Raw genomic sequence first — 23,055 nt, forward strand, 5'->3', positions numbered from 1 at the left:
ATGACGCTATGACCACGATTGAGATCGACACGCCCGACGGACCGATCGACGCGCTGCTGGACCTGCCCTCGGGTCAGGGCCCGTGGCCCGGTGTGGTGGTGATCCACGACGCGTTCGGATACGGCCGGGACAAGGAGTCGACGAACAAGCGCATCGCCCAGGCCGGTTACCTGGCGATCACTCCGAACATGTACGCGCGGGGCGGGCGCATCCGCTGTATCACCAGGGTCATGAAGGAGCTGCAGACGCAGCGCGGCCGCGCCCTCGACGACATCGTGGCCGCCCGCGATCACCTGAAAGCCATGCCCCAATGTTCCGGCCAGGTCGGCATCGCGGGCTTCTGCATGGGCGGCCAGTTCGCGCTGGTGATGTCGCCCAAGGGTTTCGGCGCCTCCGCGCCGTTCTACGGTGCTCCCCTGCCCCGCAACCTCGACAGGACACTCGACGGGGCGTGCCCGATCGTGGCCAGCTTCGGCGCCCGCGACCCGCTGGGCCGGGGTGCGCCCGAGAAGCTGCAAGAGGTGGTCGCCCGCAAGAACATCACCGCCGACGTGAAGGTCTATCCCGGCGTCGGTCACAGCTTTGCCAACGAATTGCCCGCTCAGCCGCTGCTTCGGATCACCGGTTTCGGCTACGACCGGGCGGCCACCGAGGACGCGTGGAGCCGGGTCTTCGCGTTCTTCGGCGAACATCTGGCGGCGGGGTCGACGACGACGTAGTTGCCTCAGTTGAGTTTTCGCGACAGGACCGTCGCGAAGGTGTGAGTGTCACCCGGCCAGCGCGCCGACACGTAGTTGCCGTCGACGACGACGAACGCCGGCCGCGAGTCCGTCGCGGTGTCGCGCGCCATGCCGGAGGTCTTGCGCCGCCAGTCCGGTGAACCGCGCACCACATCGCGAAAATCCATCGGATCTTCAAGTGCGCGAGTCACTTCCGCCTGCACCGACATGTAACCGCCGGGCTGGCCGGGTTCCTCGGTGTAGGTGCGATAGTAGTTGCGGTCCCAGAATCGGGTGACGCGCGTCAACCGCCACGCCAGGCGCTCCATCGCCCACGTCAGGGCGGTGGTCTTGCGCCCGTAGAGCACCGAGCGGCCCGTTTCCGGGTCGACGCTGCGGGCGGCGAGCAGTACACCGTGACAGATGGCGGCGACGACGCTACCGCTTTTGAAGGCTGCTACCACGAGCCGGTGCAGGATGTCGCTGTCGATGTAGCTGCGCATTCCGCGGGCGCGATGCCCGCCGGGCAGCAGCAGCGCATCGATGCCGCCGAGGCCGGCTTGGGCCCACGCGATCGGATGCTGAAACTCGTTCGACGCCAACATGTCCCGGTATGCACAGCGCCCGTCCTTATTCGCGCGCAACATTAGCCCGATGACCGGGACGACGCCCAGCAGCGGCAGGGCGGACCACATGTCCAGGCCGCGACCGCTCACCATGATGTCGTCGGCCGCCCCGGGCGACCCGCTTTCGGTGGCGAAGACCACCCGATGACCGTTGTCGGTCAGGACGCGCCAGCTGACGGCCACCTCGGTGGGGTCGAAGTCGCGATCGGGGATCGGGATGAGGACGGTGCCCATGGGCCCTATGTGGCGGCCACTTTGAGTTCCAGGCCGACGTTGTTCTCCATGCCGCCGCGCAGCTTGCTGAACAAGTTGAACACTTTGCCCACGATGCCGTACCGACGCCCGATCGCGTCGTAGACGGCCGCGGTCTGCGACTTGTCGAGGATGGCGGCGGTGCCTTCGACGGCCTCACTGGTCGGGCGGCCCTGCATGGTGCAGGTGGCCAGCGTGACCCGGGGGGTGTTGCGGATCCGCTTGACCTTCCACGACTTTTCTCCGGTGATGACCAGCAGCCGGTCCCCCTCTGCGGCGGCCCAGATCGGCGTCGGCTTGGGCTTGCCGTCCCTGGTGAAGGTGGTCAGCAGGATGTATTGCGCCTTGGCGAGATCGGCGAAGGTGGGCGTCACGGTGCCAACCTACTCGCGCACATTGCATTCTCGGCAGTCAGCTGCGATAGTCGGCTCATTAACTGAAAACAATATTTTCGTTTAAGGGCTCTTCAACTCCGACCGAGCGGGGAAACGCGTGGGCGCTCCGAGGAAGACGATGGCGTGGCTGCCGTTTTCAATCGCCGAGGCAGCGCTGGCGGGATCCGACGGCGGTGATCTGGATCTGGGGCTGGCGTGGGCGTATCTGCAGGACCGACTCCGCGAAGCCGCCCGGGTGGTGGAGTCCGACGCGGCGAGTCGAAATCGGGTCGATCTCGCCGCAGGAATGCGGCATCTGCTGGTGCTGCTCACCGTGGGCATCGACGAGGTGTTGCGGTTCGACCCCGATCCGAACCTGTGCGTCCAGCGCACCAGCACGGACGACATCGTCACCTGGGGAATGGAGTGTCCGGATTGCCTCTACACCCGCGCGGTGCTGCGAGGCGGGGAGAGTTACCGACTGTTCGGCAACCGGGGCACCGCCCGCTACGTCGGGCTGCAGACGATGAACGGCATCGCGGCAACCGCGAACGAACTGGTCGACGAGCTCGAGGTGGACCCTGACGGCAATTTTGAAGTGGTGCTGTCGGTTGATGAGCGACCGGGAAATTGGATGCGGATAGCAGGCGACCATCCCACGCTGACGGTTCGGCACTTCTTCTACGACTGGGACACCGAAGTCGCATCTTCGCTGCACATCGAGCGGCTCGGCGACGCGGTGGATGCTCACGGGCCTGCGGTCGGCGCGGACGCTGCGCTATCGAGGCAGCTCGTGGCCCTCGGCGACTTCGTCGAAGACAACTTGGCGTTCTTCCTGCAGTTCGGTGCCGCCGCGCCGACCAACGGCTTCCTGCCCCCGATCGATCGCACTGACATCGGTGCCGCGGCAGAGAACCGGCCGGTAATAGGTCGCTGGGAGCTGCAGCCCGACGAGGCGCTCATCGTCGAAGTGAAACCACCCCAAGGAATCTATTGGAGCTTTTCGATCGGCAACCCGTGGTGGGAGACCATCCACTACGGGCGTCACCAGTCCAGCTTGAACGCCCATCAGGCAGCGGTGGATTCCGACGGCCAGGTGCGGGTGGTGCTGTGTGAGGCTGACCCCGGGGTCGCCAATTGGCTCGACACCGCCGGCCATAGCAACGGCCCGATCATTCTGCGCTGCGTGCGCACCGAAACGGCGCCCACACCGACGACCCGAGTCGTGCCGCACGACAACATTCATGCGGAGTTGCCGCCGGACACCACCAACGTCACTCCCGAAGAGCGCCGGTCCGTCCTCGCGGCGCGTCGCCGGGCCGTGCGCGAAAGGTTCGAACGGTGATGTTCGACGCCGACCAGCTGGAAGACGGCGCCCGTGCCGCAACAGGTCTCGAGGATTTCGGGTCTTCCTACTATCGCGAGGGGCTCGAGCGCATCGTCGATGCACTGAACACCGAGGCCGACCTCAACGACATCGGGCGGGTCATCCAGCACGCGACCATCAGTAACGCCCTGATTCAACGCCTCAAGATCGAGGACGCCTACAGCCGCCACCCCGAAATCAACGACCAGGAGGTCGGCGGCCCCGTCTTCGTAATCGGCCTACCCCGCACGGGCACCACCGCGTTGAGCCAACTGGTGGCCGCGGACCCTCAATTCCGATCGCTCCGGATGTGGGAATCCCAGGCGCCCACCCCGCCGCCGGAAGCCGCCACCCAACATACCGATCCGCGGATCGCACAGGCCGAGGCCGGTCTGAAGATGCTCGACGAAATGTTCCCGTTGATGAAGACGCTGTACAACTCCGAGCCGACGGCCCCGACCGAGTGCCAGGACCTGATGGGAATGAGCTTTCGTACCTTCCACTTTGACGGGGCGGTTCGCGCACCTCGGTATCTCGCGTGGCTGATGGACTGCGATATGCGCGAGACCTACATCTTTCACCGTCGGGTGCTCCAGCTGTTGCAGTGGCATTGCCCGCCGGTGCTCTGGCACCTCAAGACGCCCGTGCACATGTTTGCCCTCGATGCGCTCGTCGAGGCGTATCCCAACGCCAAATTCCTGTGGAGTCATCGCGATCCGGCGAAAGTGATGGGGTCGGTGTGCAGCCTGATCCGGTACGTCCGCAGCTGGAGCAGCGACCGCAATGATCCTCAGGAACTCGGCGCCGAGCAGGTCGACAGCTGGGTCGAAGCGGTCCGGCGGGCGATGGATTTCCGCGCCCGAATGGGCCATGAACGGTTCGCCGATGTCTCCTTCGCCGACTTGCAGACCGATCCGGTGCAGACCCTGCAAACCAGTTACCAGCGCCTGGGATTGAGGTTCACCCAGGCCACCGCGGACGCGGTCGGGCAGTGGGCCAAAGCGCATAAGCCCGGCTCCCGCGGCGCACACGACTACGACCTGGCCGACTACGGCCTGACACCCGAAGGCGTACGCGAGCGGTTTGCGGACTACCTCGCCGCCTACGATGCGACGGCCTGACCACGTGAGCGCTCCCCGGACGCGGCGACGCGACAAGCTGGACCCGGACCCGGCGGTCCATCGACAGATTCTGAGTGCCGCATCAACAGTCCTGCGCGAGAACGGTATCCAGGGATTCAGCGTCGCCGCTGTATTGGAATGCGCCAAGTTGAGCACCCGGGCGTTCTACCGGCATTTCGGCTCGAAGGATGAATTGGTTGCCGCGGTCTTCCTGGAGGCCGCCCGCGCGGAAAAGCGACGGCTGCGACGTCGAATGGCGAACGCCGCGACGGAGATCGACGCGGTGGCGGCGTGGATCGATGGGCGGCTCGACTTGGCGTTCGACGACAACATCAAATCCGATTTGCGTCGCCTGTCGTTGGAAGCGCAATCCCAGACGTTCTCCTCACCCGGTCTGGTTCAGCCGGCTTACGCCGAGATGCTCAAGCCGCTCACCGAAGCGCTTCAGCGGGGCTTGCGGGGTGGGCTGTTCCACCATATCGATCCAGTGACCGACGCGGAGTTCATCCACGGCGTGGTATGGGCCAGCACGAACCGGCAGTGGCGGACCGGCACTTGCGACCGCGCCGAAGTCCGCGAAGACGCGCTCCGTTTCTGTCTGCGCGCGCTCGGCGTGGCCCCTGAAGCGATCAATCAGATCTGCTCGAACGACTGACCAAGGGAGTACCAATGGACCTGGGTTTTGCCGGATCGACGGCGGTGGTCACCGGCGGCAGCAAGGGGATGGGGCTGGCCATCGCCGAAGCCCTCGCCGCCGAGGGAGCCAGCGTCGCAGTGATGGCCCGAAGCCGCGCAGCCCTCGATGCCGCGGTGGCGTCCCTTCGCGAAGCCGGGGCTCCGGACGCCGTCGGGATCAGCGTGGATATGGCCGATGCCGCCTCCATCGCCGACGGCTTCACGGCAGTCTGGAAGCGCTGGGGCCGGCTCAACTGCCTGGTACACACCATCGGTCCGGGCGACGGCTATTTCGAGCAGATGGACGACTCGCAATGGGACGAAGCGTTCACACTCGGCACGATGTCTGCCGTGCGATCGATCCGCGCCTCGTTGCCGCTGCTGCGGTCCGCGGACTGGGCCCGCATCGTGACGCTGTCCGCACATTCGATCCAACGGCAGAACCCGCGCATCGTCGCCTACACCGCATCGAAGGCGGCATTGGCCAGCGTCACCAAAAACCTGTCCAAAAGCCTTGCCCCGGAAGGCATTCTGGTCAACTGCGTATGCCCCGGAACCATCGTGACGGCCAGCTTCACCGAAGCCCTCAAAGACATCCTTGCCGCCGACGGCCTCGACGCCACCGATCCGGCCGACGTGATGACCTGGATCGACAACAACTTTCACCAGCCGTGCGACCTCGGCCGGGCCGGACTTCCCGAAGAGGTCGCTTCCATCACGGCTTACCTGGTGTCACGGCGAAACGGTTATGTCACCGGCGCAACCGTCAACGTCGACGGCGGATCGGACTTCATCTGACGCTTCAGCCCTCCAGGTCGCCCTCGGTTTCCAGCAGCGCCTGGCGCAGCCCGTCGAGCGTCTCCGGTTTGGGCTGTTCCCACATGCCGCGGCCGGCGGCCTCCAGCAGTCGTTCGGCCATGCCGTGCAAAGCCCAGGGATTGGACTCCGCCATGAATTTTCGGTTTTCGGGATCCAGCACATAGCGCTCGGTGAGCTGCTCGTACATCCAGTCGGCCAGCACCCCCGCGGTCGCGTCATAGCCGAACAGATAGTCCACCGTCGCCGCCATCTCGAACGCGCCCTTGTAACCGTGCCGCCGCATCGCCGCCATCCACCGCGGGTTGACCACGCGGGCGCGAAACACCCGCGCGGTCTCCTCGGACAGCGTGCGGGTCCGAATCGCGTCGGGCCGGGTGTTGTCGCCGATGTAGGCGGCCGGCGCCTGGCCGGTCAACGCCCGGACGGTCGCGACCATGCCGCCGTGGTACTGGAAGTAGTCGTCGGAGTCGGCGATGTCGTGTTCGCGGGTGTCGGTGTTCTTGGCGGCCACCGCGATGCGCCGGTACTGGCGGTTCATGTCGTCGACCGCCTCGCGACCGTCCAGGTCCCGGCCGTAGGCGAAGCCGCCCCACGCGGTGTACACCTGCGCGAGGTCGGCGTCGTCGCGCCAGTTGCGACTGTCGATCAGCTGCAGCAGCCCGGCCCCGTAGGTGCCCGGCTTGGACCCGAAAATCCTTGTGGTGGACCGTCGTTGATCGCCATGCTGGGCCAGGTCGGCCTGGGCGTGGGCGCGCACGTAGTTGTCGTCGGTCGGCTCGTCGAGGCCGGCGACCAGCCGCACCGCGTCGTCGAGCATCGTCACCACGTGTGGGAAGGCGTCGCGGAAGAAACCCGAGATGCGCACGGTCACGTCGATGCGCGGGCGGCCCAGTTCGGGGAGCGGGATCGGCGTCAGGTCGACGACGCGCCGCGAGGCGTCGTCCCAGACGGGCCGGACACCCAGCAGCGCAAGCACTTCGGCGATGTCGTCGCCCGCGGTGCGCATCGCCGAGGTGCCCCACACCGAGAGCCCCACCGACCGCGGCCACTGCCCATGGTCGGCGCGATAGCGGGCCAGCAACGAATCCGCCAGGGCCACACCGGCTTCCCAGGCCAGCCGCGACGGCACCGCCTTGGGATCCACGGAATAGAAGTTGCGGCCGGTGGGCAGTACGTTCACCAGGCCGCGTAGCGGCGATCCCGACGGGCCGGCCGGGATGAACCGGCCGTCCAACGCGTTGAGGACCTGATCTATTTCGGCCGCGGTGCCGCCGAGCCGGGGCACTACCTCGGTGGCCGCGAACCGCAAGACCTCTGCCACGTCCTCATTCTCGGTGATCCGTCCGGCGGCGTCGGGATCCCAGCCGCTGGCCTGCAGCGCGGCGACGAGTTCGCGGGCGGCGGCCTCGGCCCGGTCGACCGACGCCCGTTCGTCGGTGCCGTCCTCGGCCAGGCCCAACGCCTGCCGCAACCCCGGGATGGCCTGCTCGCCCCCGAACAGCTGGCGGGCCCGCAGGATCGCCAGCACGAGGTCGAGTTCGACTTCCCCCGAGGGCTTTTGACCCAGGATGTGCAGCCCGTCGCGGATTTGGACGTCCTTGATCTCGCACAGCCAGCCGTCGACGTGCAGCAGCATGTCGTCGAACGAGTCTTCCGGGGGCCGCTCGGTCAGCCCGAGGTCGTGGTCCATCTTGGCGGCCCGGATCAGCGTCCAGATCTGTTGGCGGATGGCGGGTAGCTTGCCGGGATCCAGTGCTGCGACGTTGGCGTGCTCGTCGAGTAGCTGCTCGAGCCGGGCGATGTCGCCGTAGGTTTCGGCGCGCGCCATCGGCGGAATGAGGTGGTCGACCAGCACTGCGTGCGCCCGCCGCTTGGCCTGGGTGCCCTCGCCGGGGTCGTTGACCAGGAAGGGGTAGACGAGCGGCAGGTTGCCCAGCGCGGCGTCGGATCCGCAGGCCGCCGACATGCCCAGCGTCTTGCCGGGCAGCCACTCCAGGTTGCCGTGCTTGCCCAGGTGCACCACGGCGTGTGATCCGAAACCGGCGTCCAGCCAGTGGTAGGCGGCCAGGTAGTGGTGGCTGGGCGGCAGGTCCGGGTCGTGGTAGATCGCCACCGGGTTCTCGCCGAAACCGCGCGGCGGCTGCACCATGAGCACCAGGTTGCCGGCTTGCATTGCGGCGATGACGATTTCACCGTCGGGGTCGTTGCTGCGATCGACGAAGAGGTCGCCCGGCGGCGGGCCCCAATGCCGTGTCACCGTGTCTCTCAGCTCGGCGGGCAAGGTGGCAAACCAGTCGCGATAGTCCTTGGCGGACAACCGGATTGGATTGCCCGCCAGTTGCCCGTCGGTGAGCCAGTCGGGGTCCTGGCCGCCGCGCTCGATCAACGCGTGAATCAGGGCGTCACCGTCGTTGGCCTCGACCCCGGGCAGCTCGCCCACCTGGTAGCCGCGATCGCGCATGGCCCGAAGCAGGGCGACCGCGCTGGCCGGGGTATCCAGTCCGACCGCGTTGCCGATGCGGGCGTGCTTGGTCGGATAGGCCGAGAACACCAGGGCCACCCGCTTGTCGGCCGGGGCGACGTGGCGCAGCCGGGCGTGCCGGACGGCCAGGCCCGCGACCCGCGCGCATCGTTCCGGGTCGGCGACGTAGGAGATCAGCCCGTCGTCGTCGATCTCCTTGAACGAGAACGGGACCGTGATGATGCGGCCGTCGAACTCGGGCACCGCCACCTGGGTGGCGACGTCGAGCGGGCTGAGCCCGTCGTCGTTGTCGGCCCACTGGGCCCGGGAGCTGGTCAGGCACAATCCCTGCAGGATCGGAATGTCCAGGGCCGCGAGGTGTTCGACGTTCCAGCTGTCGTCATCGCCGCCGGCGGACGCCGTGGCCGGCTTGAGCCCCCCGGCGGCCAGCACGGTCACCACCATGGCGTCGGCGTCGGCCAGGCGTTGCAGCAGTGCGGGTTCGGCGGTGCGCAGCGACGCGCAGTAGACCGGCAACGGCCGCCCGCCGGCGTCCTCGATGGCCCGGCACAGCGCCTCGACATAGCCGGTGTTGCCGGCCAGCTGCTGCGCACGGTAGTACAGGACGGCGATCGTGGGGCCGTCGGCGTGGCCGGTGGGCCGCTCGAGTTCGCCCCACGTCGGCGTGACCACCGGCGGACCGAACCCGAACCCGGTCATCAGCACGGTGTCGGACAGGAAGGCGTGCAGCTGTCGCAGGTTCTCCACGCCGCCGTGCGCCAGGTAGATGTGCGCTTGCACCGCGATGCCGGCCGCGAGCGTGGACAGGCCGGTCAGCTCGGCGTCGGCGGCCTGCTCCCCGCTGACCAACACCGTCGGCACGCCGCTGGCGAGCACCGCGTCGATGCCGCTCTGCCAGGCGCGGTAGCCACCGAGGATGCGCACCACGACGACCGCGGCACCGTCCAGTAGGCCGGGCAGTCCGCTGTCGTCCAGGCGTGAGGGGTTGGCCCACCGATAGTTCTTGCCGCTGGAACGGGCGCTGATCAGGTCCGTGTCGGATGTCGACAGCAGCAGGATGGTCGGCTCAGCCACCCCTCATTCGTACAGCAGCGTCGCCGCGATCCGGGCGGCGACCTCTCCGGCCACCCGCAAGGCCTCTTCGCTGGTGCCGGGCTCATAACGGTCGGCGACCGGGTCGTAGTCGGCGCCGGCGATGGACCCGTGGTCGGCCGCCAGCTCCACCAACTCGACCGGCCAGCCGACCCGTTCGAGGCCCTCGGCGAACTCCCTGCTGGCCGTCACGGGGACGACGTCGTCGGCCAGGCCGTGCAGCAGTGTGAACGGCGTGCCGACGCGCTCGGGCGAGAGGTCGTCGATCACGCGTCGACCGAAAATCGGATCGGGAACCATGAAAGCGCCCGCCAGGCACACGGTATGCGCCAAGTGTGCATCGCCGCGTAGTGTCATTGCCGCCGCGGCGACACCTCCCATCGACCACCCGACCAGCACAATGCCGTCGGGGTGGTCGGCGAAGTTGCGGGTGAAGTCGAGCGATCGCAGCAGATCCCCGCGCCCGCCGTCGTGGGCGTGGGAATTCCAATCCGGCGCCACCACGGCCGCGCCGCGGTCGGCGAGCATGCCGGCGAGCGGCCGGAAGGCGGCGCGGGCATCGGTCTGCATGCCGTGCCACAGCACGACCGTGGGTTGCGTCGAGTCGCCGTAGACGTCGGCGAATCGTCCCGGGGCGTACTCCACTGTCCTCACGGGCACGAGTGTGCCCGTGACAGCGGGGACTCAATCCCATATGCGAAAAATTGGTGGCGCTCGCGTACCTTAACCGGTGTTAGCGTTGTTTGAACACGAAGAGCGACAAGCTAACCCGAGGACTCCCGAATGTCGATTATTTCAGATGCTCTCCGAATGCTGAGCAATCTGGCTAACTTCGGATCGCATTTCATCGGCCTGGACACCAACCTCACGCCCCCCACGTCCGATACCGTGGGCGGCAGTGAATACCTTGCGGCCAGCGTGACCGGCATGACCGGAGGCCTGGGTAGCTCGCTGACATCGCGGCAGATTCTCACGGGAATGTTTGAGCCGGCCGATTTCATCACGAAATACGACCGCGACAAAGGGGTACGTACAGCCTTCAACGATGCGAGATGGCAGAAGCATTCCAAGTACTTATACGACCCCACCCGTCGACTGCAGATCGCGCGCGACGGTGACGTAGCCGCTAATTTAAAAGGCGCTACAAAAGGCTTTAGCGGCGCGGCTGTAAACATTCTGCCGTGGACTGCCAGCATTGTCGGGTATTTGGAGCTGTTAACGGGATTCGGGCCACCGAACGAGGGAAGCGATCTCGAAGTCGGCGCGGAGCTGTGGGGCGCGCTCCAGCAGCAGCTCGAATCGGCCGTACCAGACGAGGGCTGGCAGGGTGAGGCCTCAGAGGCCTACACAGCACAGCTGGCGGCACTGCAGGACATCGCGCAGACACTGGCCGGATTAGACCGTGAACTGGAAGAGATTGTGGCGAATCAAGCGGAATGGGTCACCCACATTCGCCTTGGTTTCGGGATATTGCTCAACTTGCTCACCGCAGCGATCGCCATTGAAGTCGTCCTGAGAATAGCCCTGGCTTATGTCCCGGGCGGAGCGCTGTGGGCGAGCGGCTGGGCTATCGCGGCGTCTTCGCTTGCGATGGCTGCCGCGCTCGGCATGCTCGGCGCCCTCATCGGCTTGTCGGTAGAAAACGGCAATAAAGCGGACAATGTGGCCTCCGACTTCGAACGCCTGGGTGCGGCCGCGGCGCGAATCGCGGTTGAGTCGACGGCCCACAGCGTGGTGCCTGCGGCACCCGAGTCGCGGGTTTCCGAATTCCAAACACTTTTCAGCGGGCCGTCCCCGACGCTCGCCGCGCCCAGCGGCCGACAATCAGCGCAGCGAAAGGCGGCTGAGCAAGAATCCGAAGGCAGCCTGACAGGCACGAAAGAGATCCCGGAGAGCCCCCAGGACGCGAAAGGCGAGCACGCACATTCCGCCGCGATGCCAACCCTCGGCGCATTGATGCAAATGTCGAATCATTCAGGGAATAACCCTGCGCAATCCCCTGGTCGGCAGAGACGCCAGCCGGACACAATGACCGCGGTGGCGGACATCGTCGAAAGTGACGAGGCCGGTGCGGGGTCCGACGCCACCGACCGTGCACCGGTCGACGTCGCCAGTGAGACGCAACGGACCCCTCATAGAGCGCCCGGCAAGTAACTCCCTTCAACACCGCGACTGACGCTCCGCGTCCTGGCCGTACCGTGGACGGATGGCCAGAGCCCGCGACACCGACGCCTGCCCGGGCGCGCTGCAGGTGCACCGGGCGGCCGACGGCGCCCTGGCGCGGATCCGGCTGCCCGGGGGCGCACTCACGGCCGCGCAGCTCGCCGCGCTGTCGCGGGTGGCCACCGAATACGGCTCGGCGACGCTGGAACTCACCGCCCGCGGCAACGTGCAGGTGCGTGGGATCACCGACGTGACGGCGGCGGCCGCGGCCATCGCCGATGCCGGGCTGCTGCCGTCGGCGACCCATGAGCGGGTCCGCAACATCGTGGCGTCGCCGCTGTCGGGCCGGGCCGGCGGCGGCGCCGACGTGCGGCCGTGGGTCGCCGAACTGGACGCGGCCATCTGCGCAGAGCCGAGCCTGGTCGAGCTGGGCGGCCGGTTCTGGTTCGGCTTCGACGACGGCCGCGGTGACGTCGCGGGCCTGTGTGCCGACGTCGGCGTCCACGCGTTGCCCGAGGGTTCCGCGCTGCTGCTGGCCGGGCGCGACACCGGCGTCCGGCTGAGCGCCGGCGAGGTGGTCGAGACGCTGGTCATCATCGCGACACGTTTCGTGGCCACCCGCGGAACCGCTTGGCGTATCAACGAATTGGATGACATCGCGAGCCTGCTGCCCGGCGCCGAACTCGCCGCCGCCCCCCTTCCCGCAGTCACCAAGCCGCCGGTCGGCTGGATCCACCAGGACGACGGCCGGGTGGCGCTCGGCGCCGCGGTGCCGCTGGGGGTGCTGCCTGCACGCGTCGCGGAGTACCTGGCGGCGATCGAGGCGCCGCTGGTGATCACGCCCTGGCGCTCGGTGCTGGTGTGCGATCTCAGTGAAGAGGTGGCGGACGTCGTCCTTCGCGTGCTGGCGCCGCTGGGTTTGGTGTTCGACGAGAACTCCCCCTGGCTCAACGTCAGCGCCTGCACCGGCAGCCCCGGGTGCGCGCACTCGGCCGCCGATGTCCGGGCCGACGCCACCCGCGCGCTGGACACGGAATCGGGAGTGCATCGTCACTTCGTCGGCTGCGAGCGCGCCTGCGGCAGCCCGCTCGCCGGTGAGGTGCTGCTGGCGACCGGCGACGGATACCGCCAGCTACGGTAATCGGGTGCTCGACTACATCCGCGACGCGGCGGAGATCTACCGCCAGTCGTTCGCGACCATCCGTGCCGAAGCCGACCTGACCCGGTTCCCGGACGACGTCGCGCGGGTGGTGGTCCGGTTGATCCACACCTGCGGCCAGGTCGACGTCGCCGAGCATGTCGCGTTCACCGACGATGTCGTCGACCGCGTCGGCGATGCCCTCCGCGGCGGCGCCCCGGTGCTGTGCGATTCCTCGATGGTCGCGGCCGGAATCACCGCCGCGCGGCTGCCGGCCGGCAACGAGGTGGTGTCGCTGGTCGCCGATCCGCGCGCGCCGGAGCTGGCCGCGCGCCGGCACACCACCCGCTCGGCGGCCGGGGTGGAGTTGTGGGCCGAGCGGCTGTCCGGCGCCGTGCTGGCGATCGGCAACGCACCGACCGCGCTGTTCCGGCTGCTCGAGCTGGTCGACGACGGGGTCTGCCCGCCGGCCGGGGTGCTGGGCGGGCCGGTCGGCTTCGTCGGGTCGGCGCAGTCCAAGCAGGAGCTCATCGACCGTCCGCGCGGCATGTCGTACCTGGTGGTGCGGGGCCGTCGCGGCGGCAGCGCGATGGCCGCCGCCGCCGTCAACGCGATCGCGAGCGACCGAGAATGACCGCGCGGGGCACGCTATGGGGCGTCGGGCTGGGGCCCGGCGACCCTGAACTGGTCACCGTCAAGGCGGCCCGGGTGATCGGCGAGGCCGACGTGGTGGCCTACCACAGCGCCCGGCACGGCCGCAGCATCGCCCGCGGCATCGCCGAACCGTACCTGCGGGCCGGACAGATCGAGGAGCACCTGATCTACCCGGTGACCACCGAGGTGACCGACCATCCCGGCGGCTACGCCGGGGCGCTCGAGGACTTCTACGTCGAAGCCACCGACCGCATCGCCACCCACCTCGACGCGGGCCGCAACGTGGCGCTGCTCGCCGAGGGCGACCCGCTGTTCTACAGCTCCTACATGCACCTGCACACCCGGCTGACGCAGCGGTTCGACGCCGTCATCGTCCCGGGTGTGACATCGGTGAGCGCCGCCTCTGCGGCGATCGCGACGCCGTTGGTGGCCGGCGACGAGGTGCTCTCGGTGCTGCCCGGCACGCTGCCGGTGGCCGAGCTTACCCGCCGCCTCGCCGACGCGGACGCCGCCGTGGTGCTCAAACTAGGTCGCTCGTATCACGCTGTGCGCGACGCGCTTTCGGCATCCGGCCAGCTCGACGACGCGTACTACGTCGAGCGGGCCAGCACCACCGGGCAGCGGATCCTGCCCGCCGCCGAGGTCGACGAGGCCGGCGTGCCGTACTTCTCGCTGGCCATGCTGCCGGGCGGGCGGCGGGGACGGCGGTCGCCCGCGGCCGGCGCCGTCGCGGTGGTGGGACTGGGGCCCGGCGACGCCGACTGGATGACGCCGCAGAGCCGGCGCGAGCTGGCCGCCGCCACCGACCTGATCGGCTATGGCGGCTACCTCGACCGCGTCCCCGTTCGCGACGGCCAACGGCGCCATCCCAGTGACAACACCGACGAACCCGCGCGTGCCCGGCTGGCCTGCGCGCTGGCCGAGCAAGGGCGCTCGGTGGCGGTGGTGTCGTCGGGCGATCCCGGGGTCTTCGCGATGGCCACCGCCGTATTGGAGGAGGCCAAGGAATGGCCGGGCGTGCGGGTGCGGGTGATTCCGGCGATGACCGCCGCCCAGGCCGTCGCCAGTCGGGTCGGGGCCCCGCTGGGCCACGACTACGCGGTGATCTCGCTCTCCGACCGGCTCAAGCCGTGGGCGATCATCGCCGAGCGGCTGGCCGCCGCGGCCGCCGCCGACCTCGTCCTGGCCATCTACAACCCGGCCTCGAAGACCCGGACATGGCAGGTCGGCGCGATGCGCGACGTGCTGCTGGAACACCGCGAACCCGGGACGCCGGTGGTGATCGGCCGCAGCGTTTCCGGCCCCGACGAGGACGTCCGCGTGGTGCGGTTGGCCGATCTCGATCCCGCCGACGTGGACATGCGCTGCCTGCTGATCGTGGGTTCCTCGCAAACCCAGTGGTACCCAGGCGATTCCGGTGACCGGGTGTTCACGCCTCGGCGCTACCCCGTCGGCTAGTCCCTTCCCCAGCTGCCGGGCATCATCGGCACGGTGGGCCCGTCGCTCAAACCGTCGCGTGTCAACGTCGCCAACCCGGCCGGCTGGGTGACGCCGGACTTCGCTGTGGCCCCGGCGAATCCGAAAGCCCCCCCGCCCTGATCCGAGGCGCACACGGCGTCCGGGTCGTCCTGGTCCACACCCAAATCCGGCTCCAGGTCCATGAATTCGTAGCGATACGCGCGATCCTTGGCGGTGCCGGCGCGGCGCCGCCGCGCCCGGGCCTTCTTCTTGGCCGCTGCCGCCGCCGCGGCCGCGGCGGGTGCGTCGACCCTGTCGGGCGCCGGTTCCCCCGACTGGCGCCGGGCACGGCCGCTGGCGCTGCCGCGAGCGGCGAGCCCCGACAGCGCCGCGGCGTACAACGCGTCGGACATTCCCGCGCCGACGCCGTCCGTCGCGGTCGGACCGAACCCGACCCCGGGCCCGCCGCCGACCGGCCCGCCAGCGGCCGGTGTAGCCACGGTCGACGCCTGAGCGCTGGACACCGTCGGGGCGTTGCTCACGCTCGCCGGAGCGGTGCTGACGGTCGGGGCCGGCGCGGGCGCCGTCGGCGCCGGCGCGGCGCCGGCCGCGGGCAGCGGCGGCGCGAACGAGAGCGGGGCAGCGACGCTGATCGCGGTGACCGCCGCCGCCGCACCTCCTGCCGCCGCGGCGCCCAGGACGGAAACGACCATCGGTGCCAGCACCACGGCCATCTGGATGGCGGCCTGCATGAACGGCCAGAAGATCATCAGCGTGTGGAAAATCGCCCAGCCCAGCGCACTCGAGAGGGCCGGCGAGAACCCCAATTGGCTGAAGAACGAGGCGAGGCCGTTGACGAAGGGCACCGGCGGGAACGGCCAGCCACCGGGGTTGAGGTCTTTGGACACCGGCCAGGCGAAATTCTTGGTGTACTGCTGCAGCCAAGCCGTGAGCTGGTCCTGCCAGGACGGGTAGGTCCGGGCCGCTTGTTGGGTGTCGGCGGCTTGTGCGGTCGTGACGCTCGCCTCCGCGGCCGGGGCGACGATCAACGGCGCGGGCGTGGTCGCGGGGACCGCCGCGAGGGCGGATTCGGCCGCCACCTGATAGGTGGTCATGGTCGCGGCGGCCTGCACCCACATGCGCGCGTAATCGGCCTCGTTCGCGGCGATGGGAATGGTGTTGATGCCGAAGAAGTTCGTCGCGACCAGCGCCGCGTGGGTCGCATGGTTCGCCGCGAGCTCGGGCAGCGTCGGCATGGCGGCCAGCGCGGCGGTGTAAGCGCCGGCCGCGGTCTCGTGCAGCGTGGCCGCCGCGGTGCTCTTGGCCGAGCTCTCCAGCAGCCAGGTCAGATACGGGGCGTGGGCCGCGACGTACTGTCCGGCGCTGGGCCCCTGCCACGCGCCGCCCTGCACTTCGCCCAGGAGCCCGATGAGTTCCTCTGCGGCTTCGGCGTATTGGGCACTCATCGACGACCACGTCGCCGCGGCAGCCAGCAGCGGCCCGGGTCCGGGTCCGCTGCTGAGCAGGGTCGAATGCACCTCGGGAGGGAAGGCGATCCAGATCGGGGCGGTCATCGTCGGCGGTCTTCGGACACGAACACGGGCACCTCTTCGGTGGCAGGTGGGCTGGCGCTGCTGATGTTCAGTGGTCGGTTGGCCGCGCGGATTAGTTCCCGCGGGTTGATTTCGCGTGCTCTTTGCACGCGGACGAGGCATGCGCAACGATGCAGGGATGCGGTGTGACGCGGCGCGTGAGGCGCTTTCGGCTCGACTGGACGGCGAACGTCCCCAGGTGCTCGCGCAGCAGGTCGATGCCCATCTCGAATCGTGCCGGCGTTGCCGCTCCTGGCTCATCGGCGCCGCGGCCCAGACCCGCCGGCTGGCCACGGTCCAGGCGGGCGACGGACCCGATCTGGTCGCGAAGATCATGGCGAACATCGGCGAGGAATCGTCCGGCCGCCAGCGCAGAATGCGTTGGCTGCGCGCACACTACCGGCGCTGGGGCCTGATCGCTGTCGGGCTCTTCCAGGTGGCGATCGCCGCCGCGCAGATCAGCGGCATCGATTTCGGCATGGTGTCGAGCCACATGCACGGCGCGATGTCCGGTGAGCATTTGATGCACGAGTCCACCGCCTGGTTGCTGGCGCTGGGTCTGGCGATGGTTGCCGCCGGCTTCTGGCCCGTCACCGCGATTGGCGTGGCGGCGATCACGGGCGTCTACTCGATCGCCCTCCTGGGTTATGTGGTCATCGACGCCTTTGCCGGCGAGGTGACGGCGACGCGCATCGCCAGCCACATGCCGTTGCTGCTGGGCCTCGCATTCGCGCTGCTCGTCGCGCGGGAACGGGTGAGTTCGGACAGAGCGGGCGCTTCCGAGGCGGCCGACGATGCCACCTGGGCGCCAGAGTCTCCCGTCGCCCGACGCCGCGGTCACCTCTGGCCCATCAACCGATCGGCTTCCGACCCCGCCGCATCTGCTACGACAGACCGTCGTAGACTCAGTGAGCCCGCGAAACAAAGGTGGTTCGCCATGATCGCGTCAAGCGATGACGAGGCCGTTACCGAGCTCGCATTGGCCGCCGCGCGTGGGAACGACCGGGCGCTCGAGGCTTTCATCAAAGCCACCCAGCAAGACGTGTGGCGGTTCGTCACGTATCTGTCGGACGCGGGCAGCGCCGACGACCTGACTCAGGAAACCTTTCTGCGCGCGATCGGCGCCATCGAGCGGTTCTCCGGGCGCTCGAGTGCCCGGACCTGGCTGCTGTCCATCGCGCGCCGCGTGGTGGCCGATCACATCCGCCACGTGCAGTCGCGGCCGCGCGCCGCCCTCGGGGCCGACCCCGAACACGTTGTGCGTGGCGACCGCCACGCCCGCGGATTCGAAGATTTGGTCGAGGTCACGACGATGATCGCGAGCCTCACCCCCGAGCAACGGGAAGCGTTGCTGCTCACTCAGTTACTCGGGCTGCCCTACGCCGATGCCGCGGCGGTGTGTGGCTGCCCGGTGGGCACCATCCGATCCCGCGTCGCGCGCGCCCGCGACGCGCTGCTGGCCTCCGACGCCGAGCGGGACGACCTGACCGGCTAATTCAGCCGCGTCACCCATTCGGCTGCCTCTTCGACGCTGCTCACTGCGGTGACCCCGGGCGGTAGCGGTGGTCGCGCCACCATCACCACCGGAACGCCCACTGCCGCAGCGGCGTCGAGCTTCGCTCTCGTCATATCCCCCCCGCTGTTCTTGGTGACCAAGGCGTCGATGCGGTGTTCCCGCAGCAGCGCGAGCTCACCGTCGTAGTGATACGGCCCGCGGGATAACACCAGCTGGTGACGGCGCGGCAATGACGCGGGGTCGGGTTCGGTGACCGCGCGGATCAAAAACCAGGCGTCGCTGTCCGCGAAGGCCGTCGTCCCGGACCGTCCGGTGGTGAGGAATACCCGTGAGAAGTGTTCCTTTGCAACGGTTTCCGCTGCCTCGTGGTCGGATTTGACGACGGTCGCATCGCCCGGCTCCCACGCCGGGCGGGCCAGGACCAGATGCGGGAGGCGCAGTTCGGCGCACACTTGCCCGGCGTGTGCCGTCATGGTCGCCGCGAACGGGTGGGTCGCGTCGATGACGGCGTCGATGTGTTCGTCGAGCAGCCAGCGCCGGAGGCCCTCGACGCCACCGAAGCCGCCGATGCGTACCGGGCCGACCGGCAGCGCGGGGTCGGGCACCCGGCCCGCCAGCGAGCTGACGATGTCGACGCCAGGGTGCAAGGCTTTCGCCAGCGCGCGACCTTCGGCCGTGCCGCCCAGCAGCAGCACTCGCATCAGTGCCTACTCCCCCGCGATCGTCCGGCCGAATACAGGTAGCTGTCGGTGAATCCCTCGGCGACCAGCACGTCACCGACGACGATCACCGCCGTCTTGGTGACACCGGCCCCGTGCATCTGGCCGGCGATGTCGGCGAGCGTGCCGCGCAGCACCACCTGCTGCGGCCAACTCGCGAAAGCGACAACGGCGGCGGGGGTTTCGGGCCGGTAGCCGCCGTCGAGAAGTTGCGGCACGATGGCATCGATCTGGGCCGCGGCCAGGTGCAGCACCAGCGTGGCGCCGGAGCGGGCGAGGGTCGTTAAGTCTTCCCCGGGCGGCATGGCCGTCGACAGGGTGGCGACGCGGGTCAGGGTCACGCTCTGCGCGACGCCGGGGACCGTGAGCTCGCGTTTGAGCGCTGCCGCCGCCGCCGCGAAAGACGGTACGCCCGGCACGATTTCGTAATCGATGCCCAGCGCGTCGAGCCTTCGGCATTGTTCGGCCAGCGCGCTGTAGAGCGACGGGTCACCGGAATGCAGCCGGGCCACGTCGTGGCCGGCGGCGTCGGCGTCGGCCAGCTCGGCGATGATCTGGTCCAGCGTCAGCGGGCCGGTGTCAATGACTTTCGCGCCGGGCGGGCAGAGCGCCAGCAGGTCATCGGGCATGATGGAACCGGCATACAGGCAGGTGGTGCACCTTTCGAGGAGCCGCTGGCCGCGGACCGTGATCAGATCGGCAGCACCGGGACCCGCGCCGATGAAATACACCGTCATTTCGTCACCGACCATTGGGTGACCGGCATCTGCGGGCGCCACCCGGTGAAGCCGCCGAGCGGCTCGCCGTGGTAGTGCTGGAAGCGTCGCAGCTGACCCCCGAGGCGCGAGTATGACTGTGCCAGCAGGGCTTCGGATTCCGCGGTGACGGCGTTGGCGACCAGGCGGCCGCGGGTCGGCAGGGCCTCGAGGCAGGCGTCGAGCAGGCCGGGTTGGGTCAGGCCACCGCCGATGAAGATCGCCGATGGTGGCTCCAGCCCGCCGAACGCCTCCGGGGCGTCCCCGTGGACGTCGATGCTGACGCCGAAAGCCGAGGCGTTGAACCCGATGTTGTGGCGGCGTCGTTCGTCGCGCTCGAATGCGACTGCACGGCAACCACTCCCGATCAGACACCACTCGACGCTGATGCTGCCCGAGCCCGCGCCGACGTCCCACAGCGCCTCTCCCGGGCGTGGGGCCAGCGCCGCCAGGGTCACCGCGCGGATCCCGTGTTTGGTGATCTGCCCGTCGTGGACGAACGCATCGTCGGGCAGTGGCGACAGCCGTTCGTCGGGCAGGTACCGGATGGCGACGACGTTGAGGTCATCGACGTCGTGGGGCCCTTCCCCCGCCCATTGGCGTGCCGTGGCGTCGCGGCGGTGTTCGGCCGGGCCACCGAGGTTTTCCAGGACGGTGAACGTGGAATCGCCGCGGCCATGCGCGTCGAGCAGTCCGGCGAGTTCCTTGGGTGTGGCGCCGTTTTTCGACAGCACGATCGCTTGGCCGCCGCGGCGTACCGCGGTGTGCGGCGGCGCGGTGACGAGGCTGATCACCTCGGTGTCGTGGGCGTTCCAGCCCATCCGCGCGCACGCCAGCGTCACCGAGGACACGTGCGGCAGCACCCGGACTTGGTCGGGGCCGTACAGCCGGGTCAGGGTGCCCCCGATGCCGTGCAGCAGCGGGTCGCCGCTGGCGACGACGTGGATGTCTTCGGCGTGGCGGTCTCGCAGGGTTTGCAGGGCGGGCAGCATCGGCGAGGGCCACTGCCGGCGGGGCGCGGCCACGGTGTCGTCGAGCAGGTCGAGTTGCCGCTTCGAGCCGTAGATTATTGTCGCCCTTTGTAATTCAGCGCGGGACGTGTCCGCGAGTCCCGCCATGCCGTCGGCCCCGATGCCGACCACGATGATCATCGCGGCATCCTGCGCCATAAGGACTGCGGCAGCAGCCGCATCACGGCGGCGGCGGGCCCCAGCGCCCAGGGGATCCACACGGCGCGTCGGCCCTTCGCCAGCGCACGCGCGGTCGCTTTGGCCACCTGCGCGGGCGTGCTGGACAGCGGCGCCGGATCCATACCTTGCGTCATGCGTCCGATCACGAAACCCGGACGGGCTATCAGCAGTTGGACCCCGCTGCCATGCAGGGCGTCGGCCAGGCCGCTCGCGAAGCCGTCCAGGCCGGCCTTGGCCGAGCCGTAGACGTAGTTGGCGCGGCGGACGCGCGCGCCGGCGATCGAGGAGAACACCACGAGTTGGCCTGTTCCGGCGTTGCGCATGGTTGTGGCCAGGTGGGTGAGCATGCTGACCTGGGCGACGTAGTCGGTGTGCACGATCGCCACGGCGTGCGCGGCGTCGGTCTCGGCACGGGCCTGGTCGCCGAGGATCCCGAAGGCCAGCACCGCCGTCGCGATGGGTCCGTGCTCGGCGACGACGGCGTCGACCAGCGGTCCGTGTGACGCGAGGTCGTCGGCGTCGAACTCGACGGTGTGCACCGTTTTGGCCCCGGCGACTTTGAGCGTGGCGACCTGCTCGTCGAGTTGATCGGCCTTGCGGGCCGCCAGCACCACCGTCGCTCCCGGTGCCAGCAGGCGCGCGAGCTCGACGCCGATCTCGCTGCGCCCGCCCAGGATCAGTACTGGTCCTGCGCCCGTGTCGTCCACGGGTGCGATTATGTCCTGCGCTAGCGTGGACTCTGATGGCGAATACCACTACTCGGCTCACCGACGATGCTTTGGCGTTTCTGTCCGAACGGCATCTGGCCATGCTGACCACGCTGCGAGCCGACAATTCGCCGCATGTGGTGGCGGTGGGTTTCACCTTCGATCCCAAGACGCACATCGCGCGGGTCATCACGACCGGCGGCTCGCAGAAGGCGGTGAACGCCGACCGCGGCGGGGTGGCCGTGCTCAGTCAGGTCGACGGCGCGCGGTGGCTGTCGCTGGAGGGCCGGTCCAAGGTCAACAGCGATGTCGACGCCGTCCGCGATGCCGAACTGCGGTACGCCCAGCGCTACCGCACCCCACGCCCCAACCCGCGGCGGGTGGTCATCGAGGTGCAAGTGGAGCGCGTGCTGGGCTCGTCGGGTTTATTGGACCGGGGCGAGACGTAGGCCACGCCCGCCGATCCGCCATATCGGACCCTTGCTAACTGCCTTTTCTCCGAGGGTCGTACTCAGTCCCTGAAATATCATCCCAGAACTTCGGCGAGACTTCGGTTGCCCGGTCTTCATCGGCGACCGCATTTACCTCAGCCTGAAATTCATCGAAGGATTTCCGGGCTTTCGCCAACTCCTCTGCTGTCGGCGGAGTTACGCCGGCCCCTTCGGGCGTAGAGAAGATTTTCCCGGCGATTTTCCTACTCATAACACCGTATCCGCCGTTCTCTGGGTTCGCTTGGCGCTCAAACGATTTCGCACTCCGCCTTTAGACAGGCGTTCCTCGGTTACTGCCGGGCCTCTGTAGAAGAAGGTCGTCATGCTCTCGCCTTCGGACATGCGTCTATGAAGTCGACCGCAGCTTCCCGGTCACGTAGGAAATGACGGTATTGGTCCGGCGTAAGCTCGTAATATTCTTCATAATCTACGATACCGTTGCTCACCGGTATCGACGCGTAGTAGCGGCCTGACTCTGACTAGACTCCAATTGAGTATCTGCCAGCCCCCGAGGTATAAGCGTCACGGAATTTCAAAGCTCTACTCCGTTTGTCCCGTTGGGCGATTAACGTGATCCGATGCTGATGCCCGATGTGACGCTATCGGGAAAGCCATCGATAAGCTGAGCATCTAACTCATCATAGGAGAGGGGAAGGATGTGACTGTAAGCCACATCGCCACGTGTCATGATAAAGTATGCATCGGAATCGCTCCGCAGCGAATATTTCACGATCTTGTCGCTATGAACTTCTTGATCTACTCGAGGATCAAGACCGGAGTCATCCCACTTCCAACTAACCGGCTCCATCCGGCGACTAATTCGAAGCCATTCCCCTACTTCATAGATGAGAAATTTTCCCGCATCGTACAAGCGAGAGAAACTCCCTTTGGGAGATTCTATGAGACTCCTACTTCGCTCAGTCGATCCACGGAGCACCGAAAACAGCCCATCATTCTTTTCGGCGAGAATATATGTCCACCAGTCCGGATGCGGGTAACCAAAACGGAGGTACAACCTGCCTCCGTCCCAGCTGGCTTCGTCGGGAGGCGGCTCTCCGACAACACTGTATATTTCTCTCCATTTATTGTATCGGGCAATGAGCTCCCGGATGTCTGGATCGTCCTTTTCCAGCGTCACTGGCCCAA

The 23,055-nt window shown here is 68.1% G+C and carries 22 protein-coding genes and 2 pseudogenes; 12 read left to right on the forward strand and 12 right to left on the reverse strand.

Features of this window, described 5'->3' with window-relative positions; genetic code table 11:
- Positions 1–8 precede the first annotated feature (8 nt).
- Positions 9–719: a dienelactone hydrolase family protein gene (locus G6N51_RS05110; protein ID WP_083172672.1), complete on the forward strand. Its 711-nt coding sequence runs from the start codon at positions 9–11 to the stop codon at positions 717–719.
- Between the two features lie 5 nt (positions 720–724).
- Here G6N51_RS05110 and G6N51_RS05115 read toward each other — a convergent pair whose 3' ends face one another.
- Together G6N51_RS05115 and G6N51_RS05120 are read right to left on the reverse strand one after the other, a co-directional pair.
- On the reverse strand, positions 725–1,579 hold the full coding sequence (locus G6N51_RS05115) for a type 1 glutamine amidotransferase domain-containing protein (RefSeq protein ID WP_083172673.1): 855 nt from the start codon (positions 1,577–1,579) through the stop codon (positions 725–727).
- 5 nt (positions 1,580–1,584) lie between these two features.
- The gene (locus G6N51_RS05120; RefSeq protein WP_083172674.1) at positions 1,585–1,971 is read right to left on the reverse strand and encodes a PPOX class F420-dependent oxidoreductase; all 387 of its coding nucleotides are present in this window, start codon (positions 1,969–1,971) and stop codon (positions 1,585–1,587) included.
- Positions 1,972–2,110: 139 nt separating this feature from the next.
- Between G6N51_RS05120 and G6N51_RS05125 the strand changes: the two genes are divergently transcribed.
- Genes G6N51_RS05125 through G6N51_RS05140 form a run of 4 tightly spaced genes read left to right on the forward strand, consistent with a single transcriptional unit; the run spans position 2,111 to position 5,931 of the window.
- Positions 2,111–3,316: a DUF1214 domain-containing protein gene (locus G6N51_RS05125; protein WP_083172675.1), complete on the forward strand. Its 1,206-nt coding sequence runs from the start codon at positions 2,111–2,113 to the stop codon at positions 3,314–3,316.
- Positions 3,313–4,458, forward strand: a complete 1,146-nt coding sequence (locus tag G6N51_RS05130) for a sulfotransferase family protein (protein ID WP_083172676.1) — start codon at positions 3,313–3,315, stop codon at positions 4,456–4,458. Before G6N51_RS05125 ends, G6N51_RS05130 begins: the two co-directional genes overlap by 4 nt.
- 4 nt (positions 4,459–4,462) lie before the next feature.
- Complete coding sequence (locus G6N51_RS05135; RefSeq protein ID WP_232078212.1) at positions 4,463–5,113, forward strand: TetR/AcrR family transcriptional regulator; 651 nt, start codon at positions 4,463–4,465, stop codon at positions 5,111–5,113.
- A gap of 14 nt (positions 5,114–5,127) precedes the next feature.
- Entirely contained in the window at positions 5,128–5,931 is an 804-nt protein-coding gene (locus tag G6N51_RS05140) for an SDR family NAD(P)-dependent oxidoreductase (RefSeq protein ID WP_083172678.1), read from the forward strand.
- A gap of 4 nt (positions 5,932–5,935) precedes the next feature.
- Here G6N51_RS05140 and cobN read toward each other — a convergent pair whose 3' ends face one another.
- Together cobN and G6N51_RS05150 are read right to left on the reverse strand one after the other, a co-directional pair.
- Positions 5,936–9,508 (reverse strand): cobaltochelatase subunit CobN, encoded by a 3,573-nt coding sequence (cobN, locus tag G6N51_RS05145; protein ID WP_083172679.1) that lies wholly within the window; start codon positions 9,506–9,508, stop codon positions 5,936–5,938.
- Positions 9,509–9,511: 3 nt separating this feature from the next.
- Positions 9,512–10,180: an alpha/beta hydrolase family protein gene (locus G6N51_RS05150; RefSeq protein WP_167528574.1), complete on the reverse strand. Its 669-nt coding sequence runs from the start codon at positions 10,178–10,180 to the stop codon at positions 9,512–9,514.
- Positions 10,181–10,336: 156 nt separating this feature from the next.
- Here G6N51_RS05150 and G6N51_RS05155 point away from each other — a divergent pair, with 156 nt between their 5' ends.
- Genes G6N51_RS05155 through G6N51_RS05170 form a run of 4 tightly spaced genes read left to right on the forward strand, consistent with a single transcriptional unit; the run spans position 10,337 to position 14,939 of the window.
- The gene (locus tag G6N51_RS05155; protein ID WP_083172681.1) at positions 10,337–11,680 is read left to right on the forward strand and encodes an EspA/EspE family type VII secretion system effector; all 1,344 of its coding nucleotides are present in this window, start codon (positions 10,337–10,339) and stop codon (positions 11,678–11,680) included.
- Positions 11,681–11,732: 52 nt separating this feature from the next.
- On the forward strand, positions 11,733–12,830 hold the full coding sequence (cobG, locus tag G6N51_RS05160) for a precorrin-3B synthase (protein WP_163750653.1): 1,098 nt from the start codon (positions 11,733–11,735) through the stop codon (positions 12,828–12,830).
- Positions 12,831–12,834: 4 nt separating this feature from the next.
- Positions 12,835–13,461, forward strand: a complete 627-nt coding sequence (locus G6N51_RS05165) for a precorrin-8X methylmutase (protein WP_083172683.1) — start codon at positions 12,835–12,837, stop codon at positions 13,459–13,461.
- Positions 13,458–14,939, forward strand: a complete 1,482-nt coding sequence (locus G6N51_RS05170) for a precorrin-2 C(20)-methyltransferase (protein ID WP_083172684.1) — start codon at positions 13,458–13,460, stop codon at positions 14,937–14,939. The genes G6N51_RS05165 and G6N51_RS05170 overlap by 4 nt, the downstream gene beginning before the upstream one ends.
- Here G6N51_RS05170 and G6N51_RS05175 read toward each other — a convergent pair.
- Positions 14,936–16,513, reverse strand: a complete 1,578-nt coding sequence (locus G6N51_RS05175; protein ID WP_083172685.1) for a PPE family protein — start codon at positions 16,511–16,513, stop codon at positions 14,936–14,938. The genes G6N51_RS05170 and G6N51_RS05175 overlap by 4 nt on opposite strands.
- Before the next feature lie 157 nt (positions 16,514–16,670).
- Between G6N51_RS05175 and G6N51_RS29045 the strand changes: the two are divergent.
- Positions 16,671–17,315: pseudogene (locus tag G6N51_RS29045) on the forward strand (DUF2275 domain-containing protein); the annotation flags it as partial.
- Positions 17,316–17,468: 153 nt separating this feature from the next.
- A complete protein-coding gene (gene sigC / locus G6N51_RS29050) occupies positions 17,469–18,026 on the forward strand; it encodes an RNA polymerase sigma factor SigC (RefSeq protein ID WP_232078526.1) in 558 nt (185 codons plus the stop codon).
- Here the strand turns inward: sigC and G6N51_RS05185 are convergent.
- Genes G6N51_RS05185 through G6N51_RS05200 form a run of 4 tightly spaced genes read right to left on the reverse strand, consistent with a single transcriptional unit; the run spans position 18,023 to position 21,418 of the window.
- Positions 18,023–18,751 (reverse strand): cobalt-precorrin-6A reductase, encoded by a 729-nt coding sequence (locus tag G6N51_RS05185; RefSeq protein WP_163750883.1) that lies wholly within the window; start codon positions 18,749–18,751, stop codon positions 18,023–18,025. The genes sigC and G6N51_RS05185 overlap by 4 nt on opposite strands.
- Positions 18,748–19,503: a precorrin-4 C(11)-methyltransferase gene (gene cobM / locus G6N51_RS05190; protein WP_083172687.1), complete on the reverse strand. Its 756-nt coding sequence runs from the start codon at positions 19,501–19,503 to the stop codon at positions 18,748–18,750. The genes G6N51_RS05185 and cobM overlap by 4 nt, the downstream gene beginning before the upstream one ends.
- Complete coding sequence (gene cbiE, locus G6N51_RS05195) at positions 19,500–20,672, reverse strand: precorrin-6y C5,15-methyltransferase (decarboxylating) subunit CbiE (RefSeq protein ID WP_083172753.1); 1,173 nt, start codon at positions 20,670–20,672, stop codon at positions 19,500–19,502. Before cbiE ends, cobM begins: the two co-directional genes overlap by 4 nt.
- Positions 20,669–21,418, reverse strand: coding sequence for an SDR family NAD(P)-dependent oxidoreductase (locus tag G6N51_RS05200; protein ID WP_083172688.1), 750 nt, complete (start codon positions 21,416–21,418; stop codon positions 20,669–20,671). The genes cbiE and G6N51_RS05200 overlap by 4 nt, the downstream gene beginning before the upstream one ends.
- A 35-nt stretch (positions 21,419–21,453) precedes the next feature.
- On the opposite strand from G6N51_RS05200, the gene G6N51_RS05205 reads away from it, so the two are divergent.
- Positions 21,454–21,867, forward strand: coding sequence for a F420-dependent biliverdin reductase (locus G6N51_RS05205; RefSeq protein ID WP_083172689.1), 414 nt, complete (start codon positions 21,454–21,456; stop codon positions 21,865–21,867).
- Positions 21,868–21,901: 34 nt separating this feature from the next.
- Here the strand turns inward: G6N51_RS05205 and G6N51_RS05210 are convergent, their stop codons facing one another.
- The 3 genes and pseudogenes from G6N51_RS05210 to G6N51_RS05220 all read right to left on the reverse strand — a co-directional run bounded on the left by G6N51_RS05210 (position 21,902) and on the right by G6N51_RS05220 (position 23,047).
- A complete protein-coding gene (locus tag G6N51_RS05210; protein ID WP_083172690.1) occupies positions 21,902–22,120 on the reverse strand; it encodes a hypothetical protein in 219 nt (72 codons plus the stop codon).
- A gap of 60 nt (positions 22,121–22,180) precedes the next feature.
- Positions 22,181–22,361: pseudogene (locus tag G6N51_RS29055) on the reverse strand (hypothetical protein).
- A gap of 113 nt (positions 22,362–22,474) precedes the next feature.
- The gene (locus G6N51_RS05220) at positions 22,475–23,047 is read right to left on the reverse strand and encodes a hypothetical protein (RefSeq protein WP_142275013.1); all 573 of its coding nucleotides are present in this window, start codon (positions 23,045–23,047) and stop codon (positions 22,475–22,477) included.
- Between the last annotated feature and the right edge of the window lie 8 nt (positions 23,048–23,055).

It is taken from the genome of Mycobacterium paraseoulense (assembly GCF_010731655.1).
Classification (GTDB): Bacteria; Actinomycetota; Actinomycetes; order Mycobacteriales; family Mycobacteriaceae; genus Mycobacterium; species Mycobacterium paraseoulense.

What these genes read in the sequence shown, in the direction of transcription:
- G6N51_RS05110 (WP_083172672.1), top strand. Translation starts at nt 9, where the DNA reads ATGACCACGATTGAGATCGACACGCCCGACGGACCGATCGACGCGCTG.
- G6N51_RS05115 (WP_083172673.1), bottom strand. Translation starts at nt 1,579, where the DNA reads ATGGGCACCGTCCTCATCCCGATCCCCGATCGCGACTTCGACCCCACC.
- G6N51_RS05125 (WP_083172675.1), top strand. Translation starts at nt 2,111, where the DNA reads ATGGCGTGGCTGCCGTTTTCAATCGCCGAGGCAGCGCTGGCGGGATCC.
- G6N51_RS05140 (WP_083172678.1), top strand. Translation starts at nt 5,128, where the DNA reads ATGGACCTGGGTTTTGCCGGATCGACGGCGGTGGTCACCGGCGGCAGC.
- G6N51_RS05155 (WP_083172681.1), top strand. Translation starts at nt 10,337, where the DNA reads ATGCTGAGCAATCTGGCTAACTTCGGATCGCATTTCATCGGCCTGGAC.
- cobG (WP_163750653.1), top strand. Translation starts at nt 11,733, where the DNA reads ATGGCCAGAGCCCGCGACACCGACGCCTGCCCGGGCGCGCTGCAGGTG.
- G6N51_RS05170 (WP_083172684.1), top strand. Translation starts at nt 13,458, where the DNA reads ATGACCGCGCGGGGCACGCTATGGGGCGTCGGGCTGGGGCCCGGCGAC.
- G6N51_RS05175 (WP_083172685.1), bottom strand. Translation starts at nt 16,513, where the DNA reads ATGACCGCCCCGATCTGGATCGCCTTCCCTCCCGAGGTGCATTCGACC.
- sigC (WP_232078526.1), top strand. Translation starts at nt 17,469, where the DNA reads ATGATCGCGTCAAGCGATGACGAGGCCGTTACCGAGCTCGCATTGGCC.
- cobM (WP_083172687.1), bottom strand. Translation starts at nt 19,503, where the DNA reads ATGACGGTGTATTTCATCGGCGCGGGTCCCGGTGCTGCCGATCTGATC.
- cbiE (WP_083172753.1), bottom strand. Translation starts at nt 20,672, where the DNA reads ATGATCATCGTGGTCGGCATCGGGGCCGACGGCATGGCGGGACTCGCG.
- G6N51_RS05205 (WP_083172689.1), top strand. Translation starts at nt 21,454, where the DNA reads ATGGCGAATACCACTACTCGGCTCACCGACGATGCTTTGGCGTTTCTG.
- G6N51_RS05210 (WP_083172690.1), bottom strand. Translation starts at nt 22,120, where the DNA reads ATGAGTAGGAAAATCGCCGGGAAAATCTTCTCTACGCCCGAAGGGGCC.